Annotated in this window: 12 protein-coding genes; 2 read left to right on the top strand and 10 right to left on the bottom strand. The window is 54.3% G+C overall.

Annotated features, from left to right (window positions below; translation table 11 throughout):
- The first annotated feature begins 169 nt into the window (after positions 1-169).
- Positions 170-1,081, top strand: a complete 912-nt coding sequence (locus tag KI610_RS10630) for an HprK-related kinase A (protein ID WP_226494950.1) — start codon at positions 170-172, stop codon at positions 1,079-1,081.
- A complete protein-coding gene (locus KI610_RS10635; protein ID WP_226494951.1) occupies positions 1,078-2,187 on the top strand; it encodes a nucleotidyltransferase domain-containing protein in 1,110 nt (369 codons plus the stop codon). The genes KI610_RS10630 and KI610_RS10635 overlap by 4 nt, the downstream gene beginning before the upstream one ends.
- 12 nt (positions 2,188-2,199) lie before the next feature.
- Here the strand turns inward: KI610_RS10635 and KI610_RS10640 are convergent, their stop codons facing one another.
- The 10 genes from KI610_RS10640 to KI610_RS10685 all read right to left on the bottom strand — a co-directional run bounded on the left by KI610_RS10640 (position 2,200) and on the right by KI610_RS10685 (position 16,176).
- Positions 2,200-2,541, bottom strand: coding sequence for a trypsin-like peptidase domain-containing protein (locus tag KI610_RS10640; protein WP_226498538.1), 342 nt, complete (start codon positions 2,539-2,541; stop codon positions 2,200-2,202).
- Positions 2,542-2,573: 32 nt separating this feature from the next.
- Positions 2,574-2,876 (bottom strand): serine protease, encoded by a 303-nt coding sequence (locus KI610_RS10645; RefSeq protein ID WP_226494952.1) that lies wholly within the window; start codon positions 2,874-2,876, stop codon positions 2,574-2,576.
- Positions 2,877-2,945: 69 nt separating this feature from the next.
- Complete coding sequence (locus KI610_RS10650; RefSeq protein ID WP_226494953.1) at positions 2,946-3,863, bottom strand: transglycosylase SLT domain-containing protein; 918 nt, start codon at positions 3,861-3,863, stop codon at positions 2,946-2,948.
- A 10-nt stretch (positions 3,864-3,873) separates the two neighbouring features.
- Positions 3,874-5,154, bottom strand: coding sequence for a nucleotide sugar dehydrogenase (locus KI610_RS10655; protein WP_226494954.1), 1,281 nt, complete (start codon positions 5,152-5,154; stop codon positions 3,874-3,876).
- A 42-nt stretch (positions 5,155-5,196) separates the two neighbouring features.
- On the bottom strand, positions 5,197-7,971 hold the full coding sequence (gene prsT / locus KI610_RS10660) for an XrtA/PEP-CTERM system TPR-repeat protein PrsT (protein WP_226494955.1): 2,775 nt from the start codon (positions 7,969-7,971) through the stop codon (positions 5,197-5,199).
- Positions 7,972-7,996: 25 nt separating this feature from the next.
- Positions 7,997-9,355: a PEP-CTERM-box response regulator transcription factor gene (gene prsR, locus KI610_RS10665; RefSeq protein ID WP_226494956.1), complete on the bottom strand. Its 1,359-nt coding sequence runs from the start codon at positions 9,353-9,355 to the stop codon at positions 7,997-7,999.
- On the bottom strand, positions 9,352-11,463 hold the full coding sequence (gene prsK, locus KI610_RS10670) for an XrtA/PEP-CTERM system histidine kinase PrsK (protein WP_226494957.1): 2,112 nt from the start codon (positions 11,461-11,463) through the stop codon (positions 9,352-9,354). The genes prsR and prsK overlap by 4 nt, the downstream gene beginning before the upstream one ends.
- Positions 11,464-11,503: 40 nt before the next feature.
- Positions 11,504-12,886, bottom strand: a complete 1,383-nt coding sequence (locus tag KI610_RS10675; RefSeq protein ID WP_226494958.1) for a TIGR03013 family XrtA/PEP-CTERM system glycosyltransferase — start codon at positions 12,884-12,886, stop codon at positions 11,504-11,506.
- A gap of 428 nt (positions 12,887-13,314) precedes the next feature.
- Positions 13,315-14,553, bottom strand: a complete 1,239-nt coding sequence (locus KI610_RS10680; protein WP_226494959.1) for a pyridoxal-dependent decarboxylase, exosortase A system-associated — start codon at positions 14,551-14,553, stop codon at positions 13,315-13,317.
- Positions 14,554-14,577: 24 nt separating this feature from the next.
- Positions 14,578-16,176: an acyl-CoA ligase (AMP-forming), exosortase A system-associated gene (locus KI610_RS10685; RefSeq protein ID WP_226494960.1), complete on the bottom strand. Its 1,599-nt coding sequence runs from the start codon at positions 16,174-16,176 to the stop codon at positions 14,578-14,580.
- Between the last annotated feature and the right edge of the window lie 46 nt (positions 16,177-16,222).

Raw genomic sequence — 16,222 nt, forward strand, 5'->3', positions numbered from 1 at the left:
TCTCATATCTCGTTTTTTCGTTGTTGGCGGTAAAAGAAAGAACGCTATCTGATCTCCTTGAGTCTTTTCTGGTGAAGTATCCGGACGAAGATTCCAGCGCTGTCGAAACCTCGTTGAGAGTTTCTATTGAAGAGTTGAGCTCTTGCCAACTCATCGCTTCGGCGGGTTCTTGAAGCTAGGCGATTTAGACCAGGGCGAAGTCGGTGCGATGCTGATGGCTGATGGGGTCTATCTTCGGATGTCTCCTTTTGTTGCGCGCATCCAGTCCGATATCCCGGTTATCCGGGATAGCCTTCGGGAAATGTATTCCGATTTCCCGCTTGCAGACGCGCAGTCCTTTACCGATTTTCAGGTTAGGGTTTCGTACGAGCCAGGTATTCGGAAGTGGATTTCCCCTCTTGTTCGTTTTTACTTTGACGGTCGTCCTTCGTTTACGCCGTTGCCGGCGCATCAGGCGTTTGCAATGCTTGAGTGGGGACTCAATTGGTGCGTTGCTGCGCACGCGCATCAGTATTTAATTGTCCACGCCGCGGTTGTAGAGCGAAATGGCCGCGCATTTGTCTTCCCCGCGCCACCGGGGTCGGGGAAGAGTACGCTCTGTGCTGCCTTGGTAAACCGGGGCTGGCGTTTGTTGTCCGACGAATTGGGCTTGATCGACATGGAGACATCGACGGTTCTGGGCATGGCTCGGGCGGTCAACCTGAAAAACAATTCGATAGAGATCATCAAGAGATATGCGCCTGATGTGAGGTTTACATCCGTCGTCCCTGATACTACAAAGGGAACCATTGCTCTCATGCAACCACCTACAGAAAGCGTTTTGAGAGCAGGCGAGCCAGGTCGACCATGCTGTTTCATCCTGCCAAAGTACTCTCCGGAAACCGATATTCGACTTGATCCCTACAGCAAGGCACGAACTTGCATGTTGCTGGCGGAACAGTCTTTTAACTATCATGTTCATGGTCTGCGCGGGTTTGAGACCTTTTCGTCACTTGTGGCAGCGGCGAAGTGTTTCAGTCTGACTTACAGCCGCCTGGATGATGCTGTCAGTCTCCTAAACGACCTGAGCGAAAATCTGTGACCGATTTCTACCCCCCTTTGCTGGTTTCTGTGCTGCTGTCCCCCGCTGGTGTTCGGACACTATCGGAGCGGCAATGGGATTTATTAATCAGGCAAGCTCGCCGGGCCAATCTTCTCGGCACCTTGGCTGCCAGGCTTGTGCGGGAGGACCTGTTTGAGGCAGTTCCGCTCGAGCCGAAGCGTCATCTGGAGTCTGCTCTATTGATGGTGAGTCGTCAGGGGAGTGCGGTTCGTTGGGAATTGGCGTGCATTTCTCGGGCGCTGGCGTCAGAAAAGCTGTCTGCAGTTGTACTCAAAGGGGCTGCGTATGTTGTCTCGGGTGTACAGGCGGGCCATGGCCGAATATTTTCCGATGTCGATATCCTAGTTCGGAAGGCGGATATCGTGAGTACGGAGTCTGCCTTGATGATTCACGGGTGGCAGAGTGCAAAATCCGATCCCTATGATCAGAAATACTATCGCCAGTGGATGCACGAAATTCCCCCCATGGCGCATGTGACGAGAGGTACGACGATCGACGTACATCACTCGATCGTTCCTGAAACTGCCAGAATCAAGGTTGATTCGGTACGTCTGTTCGATTACTTGAGACCGCTTGCTGACTTCAACAACCTCTTCGCATTCTCGCCTGCGCTCATGGTGCTCCATAGCGCGACGCACCTCTTCCAGGAGGGGGAGCTGGACAATGGATTGCGCGATCTGTTTGATATCGACGCTTTGATACGGGAATTCGGAGTAATGCCGGATTTTTGGACTGAATTGCTCGATTCAGGTCAAGAGACAGGGGCTTCCAGGTTTTTGTACTATGCACTTCGCTATGCCCGGAGCGAACTCGGATCGCCGGTTCCTGAGAGTGCACTTCAGCGAATCGAGAAATATTCGCCATCGCCGATTGCCTTGGCAGTGATGGATGCTTGTTACCGGCGAGCGTTCAGGCCGAATCACGAGACCTGTGTTGTGCCGGGTAGCGGTATCATGCGACGGTTCATCTATCTCCGATCGCATTGGTTGAGAATGCCTATGGGCATGCTGATTCCACATTTGTTGCGCAAAGCGATCATTGGTTTTCGCTCGGCTGAAAAGAAAATACCTGACGCCAACGTATAGCGTCGGTTGTGGCTATTGCTGTGCCAGGGCTTTGAGGTGATTGATCGGAATCGCGTAAGTAATTCCCGATGGGTTCGTAATGGCAGCCTCTCGCGTGCCCTTTACAAAGACCATATTGATTACGCCAATCACATGTCCGCTTTCCGGATCGAAAACCGGGCTGCCGCTATTGCCGGGATAGGCTGTTGCATCGAGCTGAAAGATATCGAAACTGCCACGCTTCAGTTGCTTGATCAGTTTCTCATTGAGTTGCGTCGAATGCCCGCCAGGGAGGGCGATGGCGGAAATGATCCCTCGATGTGTAGTCGGAGGAAACCCGAGTACTCCGCCAATTGGAAAACCGGTGAAGGCGATACCTTAGCCTTCTCGTACTGTAGAAGCGTTGCCTAGAGCGAGTGCCTGTAGAGGTGGGCCATCGATCCGATGATGGCGAGTTCGTGGGCGTTGTCGCGCGCGATGACTCTTGCAGGACGGATCGCCGCATCGCCGTTGGGTGATCGGCTGAGCATGGCCAGTTCCGGGCCATCTGGAGTTCTTGGTTCCAGCAGTACGTGGGCGTTGGTGGCTACTTGGTTTCCCGCGCCAAAAGCAAAGCCAGTTCCGCGAAATATGAATGGAGGGTTCTGGGTTTTCTTGTAGATACCGATGGCAACGATCGATGGTTTTACTTTATCGACAGTTGCCGGCAAATCTGCAATTGCTACGGTGGACAGAAAAAAAGGCCAAAAATGAAATATCGGAAGGCGTTCAACAGCACCTCACATCACTCGCTTTGCTGCTTTGATACGTGGCAGCTCAGGAGAGGGCTGGGTGATGGTCGCGTCGAACGGGTGATCTTCAAGTTTGAAGACGTCCCGAATCCGCTTTACGTAGCCTTGTGTCTCGGCGTAAGGGGGAATACCTGCGTAGCGGTTTACAGCGCCTTCTCCCGCGTTGTAGGCCGCTGCAACCAAAGAAATGTTCCCCTGGAAATAGGCCAATAGCCAGCGCAGATAGGAGAGGCCGCCGCGAATGTTCTGTTCCGGGTCAAAAGGTTTTTTGACATTGAATCGCTCAGCTGTTTCCGGAATCAACTGCATCAAACCCTGAGCATTCTTTGGCGAAATGGCGCCCGGGTTGAAATTGGACTCAGCCCGAATGACCGCCATTGCAAGCCTGGGGTAGACGCCATATTCCGGGGCTAGTTTCTGGATCAGATCCATCACCTTCCGGTGTTCTGGTGATGCCTTGACAACAATGTCGTGTCCGGCAATGTCATGTTCTGTTGGCGCTGTGAGGCACGTAGGTGGAGTGGCGATGGGGTCGCCAACCTGTCGTAACATCCGTTGAGCGAGCGCATCCCCCTGTTTCGCAGCCATCGAAAAAAAATAGGCAGCGGTAGTATCATCACGGGAGATTCCGCGCCCCATGGAGTACATCCACCCAAGATTGTATTGGGCTTCTGAGTCGCCCAGTCGGGCCGCCTCGCAGTAGAGTTCAACGGCTTTTTCAGGATTTCTTAGTCGGCCGTCGCCATGCTCGAAAGCTTCTGCCTCCATGCGCAACGTGGCGGCTTTTTCCTGCTGATTCACTGAAGGGGCGGCAATTGCCGGTTTGCATGCCAAACCGCCGAAGACAAGCATATAGAGCAGCGCCAAAGAGCTGTGTGTTGACGATAACTTGCCTTGGCGCTGCATCACTTCCTCCCTATAGCCGCCAGACCGATATGCCGGTCCCGGCAAACGCGTTCCTGTCCAACATGCTCTTCACGTCTGTCACAATGCCACTCTCTTTCAGTTTAGACATGATTTCGCTAACCGGAAGTGCTTTGTATTGCTTGTGATTGACGGCCGCAACGATGGCGCCTGCCTTGGGTAACCGGTCCCAGGAAACCAGATTGACGCCATATTCATGTTGCGCCTCGGCCTTATCTGCAACGGGGTCGTGCACCACGACCTTGGCTCCGTACGATTGGAGCTCACGGATGACATCAATTACTCTGGAGTTGCGTAGATCAGGGCAATCTTCCTTGAAGGTCAGGCCGAGCACGATGATCGGCTGATCCTTGACGGGGTGTCCAGCGCGAACCAGCATCTTGATAGTCTGCTCGGCCACGAATTTTCCCATGCCGTCGTTGATACGCCGGCCGGCAAGAATGACTTCGGGGTGATAACCGAGTTTTTGCGCCTTGTGGGTCAGATAGTAGGGGTCCACGCCAATGCAATGGCCACCAACCAAGCCGGGACGGAATGGTAGAAAATTCCACTTGGTTCCGGCAGCCTGAAGCACTTCGAGCGTATCGATGCCGATTTTGTCGAATATGATGGCGAGTTCGTTCATGAGCGCAATGTTTAGGTCCCGTTGGGTGTTCTCGATGACTTTGGCTGCTTCGGCTACCTTGATGTTCGAGGCGGGATAGACGCCAGCAGTGATTACGCTGCCGTAGATTTCCTTGACCTTGTCCAGGGTTGCCGGTGTATCGCCGGATACTACTTTGACGATCTTGGTGACGGTACGTTCCTTGTCGCCCGGATTGATGCGTTCCGGCGAATAGCCGACAAAGAAGTCCTTTTTCCAGGTCTTGCCGGATTCTTTTTCGAGAATCGGGATGCAGACTTCTTCAGTAGCTCCGGGGTAGACCGTCGATTCATATACCACGATGGCGCCTTGTTTCAGGTTGCGACCCACCGTGGTTGAAGAGCTGACGAGCGGGCTGAAATCCGGCTGGTGCGCATCGTCCACCGGTGTCGGTACGGCTACGATGATGAAATCTGCCTCACGTAGTGTGCTTGCATCGGTGGAGACGGTGAGTTGTGTCGCCGCGTTGAGGTCTTCGCTGCTAACTTCTCCCGTCGGGTCGATGTGGCGTTTGTAGCTGTCAATTTTGGCCTGTGAGAGGTCAAAGCCGATCGTCCGGAATTTCTTGCCGAATTCGACAGCGAGCGGCAACCCGACATATCCCAGACCTACAACAGCAATTGTCGTCATGTTGATTCCTGTATCTATCTAAAAATATCTCGAAATTGAATCTCAAAGGGATTTGAGCAACAGGCTGACTTCGCCCTGGCCCGAATATTTGTCCCCCAACTTTGACAGCGCTTCCAGTTCCTTGCGCGCCTCATCCTTCTTGCCTGAGGCTATAAGGACCTTGGCCAGATTTAGCTGGATCGCACTTGCCTGAGGTGCGGCTGTTAGAGCTTTGCGGAGTAACTCAACAGCCTTGGCAGGCTCCCCTTTATCGGCCAGCAACATGGCCAAGGTGTCCATGAATGCCGGTTGATTCGGTGCGAGTTGGTTGGCTTTTTCTGCATACTCGAGTGCTTTTGGAGACTTCAACTGGCCCGATGCCCAAGCGAGATTGTTAAGGATCAATGCATTATTTGGCTGAAGTTCCAAAGCGGCCTGGTAATGATTCACGGCTTGGGCAAAATTCCTTTGTCCTGAAGCACGGTCGCCCAGATACACCCGGAAGGCGATATCTTTGGGATGGTCCTTCAGCCAGGCACCGGCCGTCTTGTCTGCTTCTGCGGAATTTTCAGAAGCAATCAAGGATTCATGAAGCTTGATGGCCAGTTCTGGGGCTGCAACCTGTTTCAGGCCACTTCGGAAAATCTTGATCGCCTCTGGCCAGACTTTGCCAAAGGCGTGAATGTCCCCTTCCAGTACATAGCCAACTGCTTCCTTGGGACGTTGCTTTTGTACTGTCCGGGCGATTTCGAGCGCATTCTTCGTGTTCTTGCCTTCCATGGCTATCAGGAGCAGCGCGCGCTGTGCATCGACGATATCGGGCTTGATTTGAAGCGCTTTCTTGAGGTTCTTGATTCCATCTTCCTTGTTCTTGTTCGCGAACTGGATTTCGGCCAGGCGGAGCAATGGCGATGGAGAGGCCGGTTGAAGGGAGGCAAGCTTCCCGTAGGTGGTCTGGGCCTGATTCAAATCGCCAGCAAGTTGCTGAGTGCGGCCTAGTGCATCAAGGATTTCTGGTTTGTCCTGGATGGCGCTGGCTGCCTCATTGGCAGCGGTCAAGGCCTTCTTATTTTCCTTGAGCTTGAGGTAGTACTGAATCAATGCGAGTCTGGGTGTTGGTTCGCTGGGGGCTGCGCTGATTGCTTTCCCGATCAGAGAAGAGACTTCGTCAGGTGTGCCGCCGTTGGCAGCCTTGAGTTCAGCCAGTGCGAGCAGCGCTTGCATGTTTTTCGGGTCGGCGCTGATCATAGCCTCAAAACGCTTGCGTGCATCATTCGGTTTCTTGTCGAGCAGATCCAAGGTGGCCAGGCTGGCCACAGCCGGGAAGAATGTTGGATTTATCGATACTGCCTTCTCGAAGCTCTGGCGGGCACCTGTTATATCCTTCCTGGCTAGAAGAGCGCGGGCTTTGAGGTTGTGGGTGGCGGGGTTGTTCGGCTGTTTTTTCTCAAGTCTATCAATTGCCTTCAGGGCCTTGTCAAGTTGGTTGTTACGGAGATGGGCGGCAATAAGAGCGAGGTCGGCCGTTATGCCTTTGTCTACCACTGAAATTTGCTCGAGTTCCAGATATGCACTTTCGGAGTTGCCTTGGGCCAAATGCGCCAAGGCAAGGGATGTTTTCTTGGCTGCGTTTTCCGGTTCCAGCTTGCTGGCCTTGGCAAAATATTCGGCAGCCTTGTTCGGTTCTCCCTGTTGCAAATAGGCTTCCCCGGCCAGAGCCAGTAGCGCTGAGTCCTGATCAATTCTTCCAAGGACGGGCTGGAGGGTTTCAAGCGCCTTTCCTGAATGTCCTGTGCGCAAGTGACTGGCTACCAGAAGGCGCCTGGCCAGCGGGAGTCCGGGTGCCGACTGGAGTGCCTTGGCAAGATAGGTTTCTGCCTGAAGGTATGAGCGCAACTGGTATTCGATGGCCCCAGCCATCTGGAGGCTGATCGGGTTGTTGGGGGAAATTCTCAACAGTTGCTGGGCAGATTCCCGGGCGGCTTTGTAGTCCTTGCGTTGATAGTTGATTTGGGCGTCAAGCAGGTACACTTGCGGATGCTTTTGGGATATTTTCTTCAATGAATCCAGTTGCTTCGCGGCTTCATCGATCTTGCCTGCCTTGAGGAGCGATCCTACAGCCGCCGAGTGGGCATTGAGAAAACTGGGTTTCGCGCTTATAGCCCTTTGATATTGCGCCAGCGCACCGGCTGCATCGCCATCGAAGTCAAGAAGGTTGCCCTTGATCAGGAGCGCTTCGGGATTGTTCGGATCTTTGATCAATAGGGAGTCCAGCTTCGAACGAGCTCCGGCGATGTCTTTGTTTGCGACAGTTTCCCTGATGTCGGCAAGACGGGCGGGTGCGTAATCAGGACTTGCGGCAAGCGCTTCAGCAAGCAGATCTCTGGCAACCTCACGTTTTCCCAAAGATGCATATGCAGCACTCAGGGTCGTGTTAAGGGACGCCAGAGATTGACCGTTTGTTAGCTTGGTTTTGCCAAACTCATCCACCAGTTTTTGGGCCTTGCCCGTAGCCAGGATGGCACGAGCCAGCAGAGGAACGGTAGCGTCGGGCGAGTGCTTGAGTTCCAGTGCCTTGCGCAGTTCGACTTCCGCTCCGGCAACGTCACCGCTTTCAAGTAGCGCCGAACCAAGCAGGAAACGAGCCTCGGCAAGATTGGGGTTTTTTTGCAGCGCATTTTTTAACTGGATAACGGCTGCCTTGGCATCGTTCTTGGCCAGATAGTCCTTGCTGGACAAGATCAGGCTTTCCGGTGAATCGCCTCCGCAGGCACCCAGCATCAATGTCAGAAGCGCCGTTGCAATAACGGTTGGGAAAAGTGAGCGCGACTTTTTCATGGTTGTCTTCTTCTCTGGAAACGGGTTACTTCAGGCCAAGGCGATGCATCAGGTCGTACAAGGTCGGCCGGCTGATGCCTAGTATTTCGGAGGTTCGCAGGAGATTTCCGTTGGCGCGGCCAAGTGCAGTGACAATGGCTTGACGCTCGGCTTCATCACGTACTCTGCGCAGATCGATGAATTCGACCTCGCCAGAATCTTCGGTCTCCAGGCCGATGTCTTCAAGGGTAATGCGGGATCCATCAGCCATGATTACTGCGCGCTTGATGCAATTTTCCAGTTCGCGAACATTGCCGGGCCAGCGATGAGTCTCTATCGCCCGAACGGCTTCCTCACTGAGCGTCATACTGCCTCTCTTTTGCTCGTTCGCGAAGCAGTGCGCGAAGGCATGAGCCATAAGCGCAGGATCCCCCCTGCGTTCGCGTAATGGGGGAATCTGGACAACTATTTCTGCGAGCCGGTAATACAGATCCTCACGGAAGGTGCCATTGCTGATATGTGTTTTCAGATCCTGATGGGTAGCGCAGACAATGCGTACGTCCACCGGGATCTCGGCACGTCCACCGAGGCGTTCAATGACGCGCTCCTGAAGAAAACGTAACAGCTTAGCCTGAAGCGGCATGGGTAGGTCGCCGATTTCATCGAGCATCAAAGTGCCGCCATTGGCGGTTTCGATTTTTCCGGGGGTCGTTTTTGCCGCGCCCGTAAACGCGCCCTTCTCGTAGCCGAAAAGCTCACTTTCCAGCAGATTATCCGGAATGGCGGCGCAATTGATGGCCACAAAACGCTCATTGCTGCGCGGCGAAGATTCATGCAGGCCCCGTGCCAGCAATTCCTTGCCGGTTCCGCTTTCGCCGAGGAGCAGCACTGTTGCATTGCTGCTGGCTACCTTTTCTATGGTCCGGCAAATCTTTTGCATACCGGCATCACGCGTTAGCAGGCCGGCCAGTGCTGGTGGATGTTGAGTTGCCAGCAGTCGACGATTTTCCTGCTGCAGATCATGGAGTCGAAAGGCGCGATCAATGGTCAGCGCGAGCAATTCCGGCTCGAAGGGCTTGGCAAAAAAATCATAGGCGCCAAGGGCAATCGCGCGTAGCGCGTTGGCTCTGTCATTCTGTCCGGTGAGAACGATGACCTTGGTGTCGGGAGCGGTGGCCAGAATCTGCTCCAGCAACCGGAAACCTTCTGAAACGGAGTCTGCATCCGGCGGCAGGCCCAGGTCCATGGTGACGACGGCAGGGCAGTGACGGTGTATTTGTGTCAGTGCGCTTTCACGGTCTGCTGCGGTCAACGTCTCAAACTGGTCAAAAGACCAGCGGAGTTGCTTTTGCAACGCGAGATCGTCTTCAACAATGAGAAGGGAGCGTGTTTTTTCCGTACTCATGCGGCTTCCTGCTCGCGAAGATCGGATTCGGTGCGAATGACGAAAAGCGGGAGCGTGACGGTAATGCGCGTTCCTTTGCCCGGTTCGCTATCGACCTGCATGTCGCCACCCAACTCTCGGATGTATTGCGCACTTTCGTAGGCGCCTATTCCCATGCCTGCATCCTTGGTGCTCTGGAAGGGCTTGAAGAGGCGGTCGCGGATGAACTCCTGAGTCATCCCATGCCCATTGTCGCCAACTTCAATGGCAGCCTTGTCATTACGGCGTTCGAGCAAAGCCCACACGCGAGCACCTGAGGGTGAGGCATCGATGGCATTTTGGACGAGATGACCGATGACCCTTTCGAGTCGCTCCTCGTGGCCGCGAGCTATCAATCGATCCTGTACGTATGTTTCGATGGCCCTTCCCTGATTCATTTTGTCCTTTTGAATGCGCTGGATGACATCTGCAAGATTAACACCACAGATGCCACCCGGGGGAGTAGCGCCTTCCCGCAACTGCATCATGAGCTGGCGCATGCGTTCGACGGCGTGGTCGACGGTCATCAGCATGTCCTGCTGGAATTCCGGGTTGTCGCTGTGGCGCTCGGCATTTTTGAGCATCAGCGAAAGTTGCGTCACGATATTCTTAAGGTCGTGAACTACGAAGGCGGACATCTTGTTGAAGGCATCGAATTTGCGCACCTCAAGCAGAGCCTCGGTGGCCTGCATCCGTGCAAGATAACTGGCTGCCTGGCAACCAGCGGCGCGCAGCAGATCGTTGACTTCCCAATTGACATTGATCGGGGTGCGCGAACTGCCCAGAATGACGAACCCCTGCATTTCGTTCCCGGCCATCAAGGGAACGATCAGCCATGCGTTCGGCAGGTCGGATAGCCATGCTGGAATCTCCAGATTGTTGTAGCGAGCCGGGTAGCTGCGGTATTCCTCAAGGTTGACGACCCATCCACTGGCGAAAAGAAATCGGCAGAGCGACGAGTCTTGCGCCTCTTCGTTAATGCATTCCGGAAGATTCCAGCGTGCATTTTGTCGATAGATTGCACTGCCGGTTTCCCGAAGCCAAAGGGTGCCGGCGGGACTTTCGACCATGTTGGCCAGACCTCGAATGACCTGTTGCCCCAAGGCTTGCGGCGATTCCTGCTCAGTCAACGTCTGGGTAAAGCGCAGCCACTCTTCACGATAGTCATAGCGATAGCGGAAAAAATGTTTGCCGACCAGAACTTTCATCCTGGCGCGCATCGATCCGGAAACCAGTAGTACGCCCAGTAGAAGAAGTCCTGCAAATATCAGGGCCAACTGGAAGGCACGACCCCATTCACCGCCGAAATAGCGCACGTAATAGCCAACGCCAGCCGTGAAAAGGAGGTATAGCCCGGCAAGAAGGAGGGTGGCCGAATGGAATGCAGCCTTCTGTGAAAGACGGATCTTTGATGTCCAGTCTCTGGCTCGCTCGGTGGCCATCATGAGCAGCGGGATGGTTATCGCATGGACAAACCCCCTGACGGCCAATGCATCCCTGTCGATGCGGCTAAACATCATGGCTTCGGAAAATAGATAGACGTCAAAGGCGAATTGGAAGAAAAGGGCCAGGCAGAGCGGCTTGATGTTCCAGCGAGAATCCTCGGAGACTGTGCGAAATAGCTGCTCGACAAGCACCAGGCCGATCACTGCTTCGGCGAGTCCGTGGAAAAACAGGAGGCGTAGCCATTCCTCTGTCGATACGAGGCGAAGCGTGACTAAAAAATGAAGACCGATACCCGCAAAAACCAAAGTCCAGCAGATTGCAGGTAGCCAGGACGGGAGTAATGGCTTGCCCTCCTGCTTGTCGGTTGGGGCAAGCAGCGTTACCAGGAAGAGGTACCAGACTCCGTATTTGGTGACATCGGCAAGCGATGCTGCGATTAGCACCAGAGTTTTTCCGCTGTAGGCATAGAGCAAGCCGGCAAAAGCCCACAAAGTCGACATGATGGTAACGGAAACCATACTCCGGGTGCGCAAACCCGATCGCCAATCGGCGCCGAACGAGATCAGGTATATCCAAAGTGCCAGGTAGCCTAAGGTGGCAAGCCCAAAGCTCCAGGTAATCAGGGAGGCACTTGTGATTTCCATGCAGTGGACTTTTCAGGTCACGAATGAGCGTGACAAAGGTTTAATGGGCGCCCTTGCCTGTCAGCACGACACCCACGGTTTCGAAAAGAACCACCATGTCCAGAAACAGGGAGTGGTTCTTGACGTAATACAGATCGTACTGCAGCTTTTCTGCAGAGTCTTCAACTGTTGCACCGTAGTGATAGCGGACTTGAGCCCAGCCTGTGACGCCGGGTTTGACGCTGTGACGTACGGCGTAAAAGGGGATTTCCTTGGTCAACTGATCGACAAAAAATGGGCGTTCCGGGCGGGGACCAACGAGGCTCATGTCACCCTTAAGAACGCTGAATAGTTGTGGTAGTTCGTCGATGCGTAGTTTGCGGATGACATGCCCGACGCGTGTTGCACGGTTGTCCTGGGCTTGTGCCCAGATCGGTTTCCCATCTTTTTCGGCATCACGTCGCATACTGCGAAACTTGATGACGTTGAACAGCCTTCCGTTGACGCCAACGCGTTCTTGTCGGTAAAGCAGAGGAAAGCCATCTTCCAGAACGATTAGAATGGCTGCCACCAGCATTATAGGCAATGCCAATATGATCAAGATGCTGGCGCAGACAATATCGAAAAGACGTTTGACGATTGTGCGGAATGCGCCTTGACCGAAACCGTCGCCAAAAATCAGCCAGCCCGCATAAAGCGAATCCAGGCGTATCTGCCCAAGCGTCTGTTCGAAATGGCTGGCCAGATCCATAACCTTGATGCCTTGCAACTTGCAGTCGAGCAGTTCTCGCATGGGCATGGAGCCGCCACGGCGTTCGCTAAGTGCCACGACGATTTCATCGACTTTGAGGTTGCGAGCTGTATCCGTCAATGAGCGGTCGCAGCTGAGTATCATGGTAGGTGAAACCAAAGGCTTATCTTCATTGCTGCCAGGGAAGAAGCCAATGATCTCGGCGGAAGGGTCGGAGTGATTGAGCGCGCGCTTGACAGCAAGTGCCTGTTGTCCAGTGCCGAATACTAGAATACGTCTGCTCAGGATTTTCGCGGCAGGGGCTTGGGCAGCGCTTACACGGGTTACCAGCATGCCGAATACGGCAGACATCGCAGAAAGATGAATCAAATCCCGGTTGACCGCAGTAACGGGGAGCAGTGCGTAAAGTGCGTAGGCAATCGGGATGGACAAGTAGATGGATAGCACCGCTCGGGCCCGGGTTTCCGTGACGGGACGGATCGAGGCGCGTTGATAGAGCCCGAGCAGGGCGTTGATCGCAAGCATCACCAGGCCAAACAGCATGGCATAAAGCACAACCTGCATCAGGTTGACCGGAAGACCGCTGTTGACCCACATCAGCGTAATCACAAGGCTGACAATCAGGAACGAAAAGTCAAACAGCACCCCCACGATACTTCGCCAAGTAAACCAGTGATTAAACAGCCTGATCATGATACCCCTGCATCCCCTTGGTACATTTGTTGCCGAGCCGTCAGCTTGCGCCTGTGTGGAGTCTCACTCGGTTTTGTTTGGCGCAATGCAAATAGTATGGACTCTGGCATATTTTGCTTGTGCACTATTTCACAGAGACTACTTACCAATGCAACAAGTTTCATTGGAAGTAGTCGTCATCTAATGCAAGAAAAGCCAAAATTCAGATAAATTGAGTTCGATTCGTTAATGATTATAAAAATAGTGATAAATCGCTCCCTTGACTGGTGGAAACGCACTATACGGGGCTTTTCCCTTGGTGCGCAACGAGATATAGAACAGATGCATCAGGCGCATTGTAGCCAGTTTGAGAATTGGAGGCGATGCCGGGAAGCTGCGGTGAGCCTCGTCGCAGGCCTGGCTGATTGCTTCGGAAAACTAACATGTTGTCAAACTAATATTTCGTTGACTTCCGGGTGTCCAAGGAAACGTTGTGGGCTGGCGCTAGCCCCGTAGGCGCCGGACTGGAATACCACGACCAGATCACCCGGTTCGGCCACTGCGAGAGTCATGCGATCAGCCAGGATGTCCAGCGGCGTACATAACGGACCGACTACGGAAGCGATTTCGGTGATTCCGGCATTCATGCGATTGCCGATGGCGACTGGATAGTTTTTTCGGATGACCTGACCGAAGTTGCCCGAGGCCGAAAGATGGTGGTTCAGGCCACCATCGACAACGAGAAAAGTCTGCCCGCGCGAAACCTTGCGGTCAACCACTCGGGAAACATAAATGCCCGCCTCGCCGACTAAGTAGCGGCCGAGTTCGATGACCAGCGAGGCGCCGGGAAAATCGACGCTGGCTCGCTGGGAAAGTTGTTCAAGGTTCTGACCAATGCTTGTCAGATCGAGCTGCTTTTCACCTGGGAAGTAGGGAATCCCGAATCCGCCGCCGAGGTTTAAGAAACTGATCGGTGAGGGAGTATGGCGAGAGAGCGTGAGCGCCAGGTCGTAGGATTTTTGCTGTGCCTCGCAAATCGATTCGGCTTTCAGATTTTGCGAGCCGGCAAATAGGTGGAAGCCTTCGAAGGCCAGATTCCGTTCGCCGATTTTGGTCAGCAGCTCAGGCACCTGTTCGGCATCGACACCGAACTGTTTGGGGCCGCCGCCCATTTTCATGCCGGAGCCTTTGAGCTCGAAGTCCGGATTGACGCGTACGGCAATCCGGGCCGGTAGCCCAAGCGCTTGCGAAATGCCTGCCAAAAGCTCGACTTCGCGAAATGATTCGACGTTGATCAAAACACCAGCCGCAACTGCCTGGCGGAGTTCATTGTCCCGCTTGCCAGGGCCGGCGAAGCTGATTTCATGTGGGTCTGCCCCTGCATCCAGAGCAATTTTCAACTCTCCTGCAGAAGCTACGTCGATACCATCGACAAGGCAGGCCATGAAGCCAACGATAGCCGGCATCGGATTGGCCTTCATGGCAAAGTGCAGTTTGACATTTGCAGGCAGCGCGGTATGCAATTCGGCAACCCGCGTACGCAGCAGTTTGCGGTCGTAGGCGTAGAAAGGGGTTTGCCCGACTCGTTCGGCCAGTCGAGATAGCGGTAAGCCACCGACCAGAAGTTCGTTTCCGGCAGCGGAAAACTGGTTCATGGTCGTATGGACAGGGGGTGTTGTTGTACTCATTCTTGAGATAATTAAGACAGTGGTTTACAGACTTTTCTGCTCGACCCACACAGTCGACAACATTTTTCGATCAATTTTTCCATTCGGGTTGCGTGGCAGAGGGCCGTCGCGAACATCAATTCCGCTGGGAACCATATAGGCTGGCATGCGAATACGGCATTCGGTGAGCAAAGCATCAACGTTCAAGGTTCCGCCGGCTGGAGGGGTGGCTATAACCTGAATGGATTGACCAAGGCGGTCGTCATCAACACCAAAGGCAACGCATTCACCTATCAGTTTCGTGGCGTAGAGAATTTCCTCAACTTCGGTTGGACTGACGCGATAGCCCGAGGTCTTCATCATTTCGTCGCGACGGCCGATGAAATATAGGAAACCTTCTTCGTCCATGCGTACCGTGTCACCAGAGAAGACGGCGATCTCCGGCAGCACCAGCCCGGCTTCGCGACACGGCGCATGAACCGGTAGCGGCTTGTAGCGCTCAGCAGTCTTTTCTGGATCATTCCAGTACCCCATGCCGACCAGGGCGCCCCGATGCACCAGTTCCCCCGGTTCGTTCGGTGCACATGGTGAACCATCTTCACGCAGTACCAAAATTTCTGCATTGGGAATAGCTTTACCAATTGAATCTGGTCGCTTGTCGACCTCGGAAGGTGCTAGAAACGTCGAACGGAAGGCCTCGGTGAGGCCATACATCAGGAAGGGCTTGCTCTGCGGCAAATGACGACGCAAGGCCTCCAGTGTCTCGCGAGGCATTCTGCCGCCGGTATTGGCGAAATAACGGAGGTGTTCGGCAATGCCTTCGGGCCAGTTTAACTGTGTTAGCTGGATATAAAGGGGGGGCACGGCTGTAAGACCGGTAACTTTTTCTCGTTCAAGCGCCTTGATTACATCGCGGGGCAGCAAATAGTTGAGTAGCACAACTCGGGCGCCGACATGAAAGGCCGTGGTCAGCTGACTGAAACCAGCGTCGAAGGAGAGCGGCAGGGCTGCCAGCAGGGTGTCGCCGGCATGGTTTTCCAGGTAGCTTGAGACACTCTTGGCGCCGGCCACCATGTTGCGGTGCGAAAGAACGACGCCCTTGGGCTTGCCAGTGCTGCCCGAGGTGTAAAGAATCCCGACAACATCAGTATCGATCACGCGGTGGCCATTGGTTGGGGCAGCGTCTAGCACTACGCTCCAGCGTAAAAGGTTCAACCCTTCCAGATCCGGCAGCGGCTCGGTGCCATCAACTACCACGACATGACGCAGGTCGTGGCTGGTAGGTAGCGTGTGACGCAGCAGCGCCAGGCGCTCGGACGAGGTTACGAGGACACGGACATTGCAGTCGCGCATGATGTAGCCCACCTGGTCCGGCTTGAGCAGCGGATTGAGCGGTACGAAAACGCCACCGGCGGCGGGAGCGCCAAAGCTGGCGATTACTGTCTCAAAACGCTTTTCGAGGTAGATGGCAACACGCTCGCCACGCGCGAGGCCGAGTCCGATCAGGCCGCTGGCGAAACGGGAAACCGAGGCCTGCAGTTCGCCATAATTCAGGGTAGTCTTTCCATAGGTCAAAGCAGGAGCGGAAGCTTCGCGTCCTGCGGCACAGGAAATCAGGTCGGGTAGAAGTGTCGAGTCTTGCATGGGTTGGGAGTCTGGCATGAAGCAGGATATGACGCTGTGTAGTATC

The sequence above is a fragment of the Ferribacterium limneticum genome (assembly GCF_020510565.1).
GTDB lineage: Bacteria > Pseudomonadota > Gammaproteobacteria > Burkholderiales > Rhodocyclaceae > Azonexus > Azonexus limneticus_B.

Excerpts from the sequence above, each read along its gene's own strand:
- prsR (WP_226494956.1), bottom strand. The coding sequence starts at position 9,355 with ATGAGTACGGAAAAAACACGCTCCCTTCTCATTGTTGAAGACGATCTC.
- KI610_RS10680 (WP_226494959.1), bottom strand. The coding sequence starts at position 14,553 with ATGAGTACAACAACACCCCCTGTCCATACGACCATGAACCAGTTTTCC.
- KI610_RS10675 (WP_226494958.1), bottom strand. The coding sequence starts at position 12,886 with ATGATCAGGCTGTTTAATCACTGGTTTACTTGGCGAAGTATCGTGGGG.
- KI610_RS10655 (WP_226494954.1), bottom strand. The coding sequence starts at position 5,154 with ATGACGACAATTGCTGTTGTAGGTCTGGGATATGTCGGGTTGCCGCTC.
- KI610_RS10685 (WP_226494960.1), bottom strand. The coding sequence starts at position 16,176 with ATGCAAGACTCGACACTTCTACCCGACCTGATTTCCTGTGCCGCAGGA.
- prsK (WP_226494957.1), bottom strand. The coding sequence starts at position 11,463 with ATGGAAATCACAAGTGCCTCCCTGATTACCTGGAGCTTTGGGCTTGCC.
- prsT (WP_226494955.1), bottom strand. The coding sequence starts at position 7,971 with ATGAAAAAGTCGCGCTCACTTTTCCCAACCGTTATTGCAACGGCGCTT.
- KI610_RS10650 (WP_226494953.1), bottom strand. The coding sequence starts at position 3,863 with ATGCAGCGCCAAGGCAAGTTATCGTCAACACACAGCTCTTTGGCGCTG.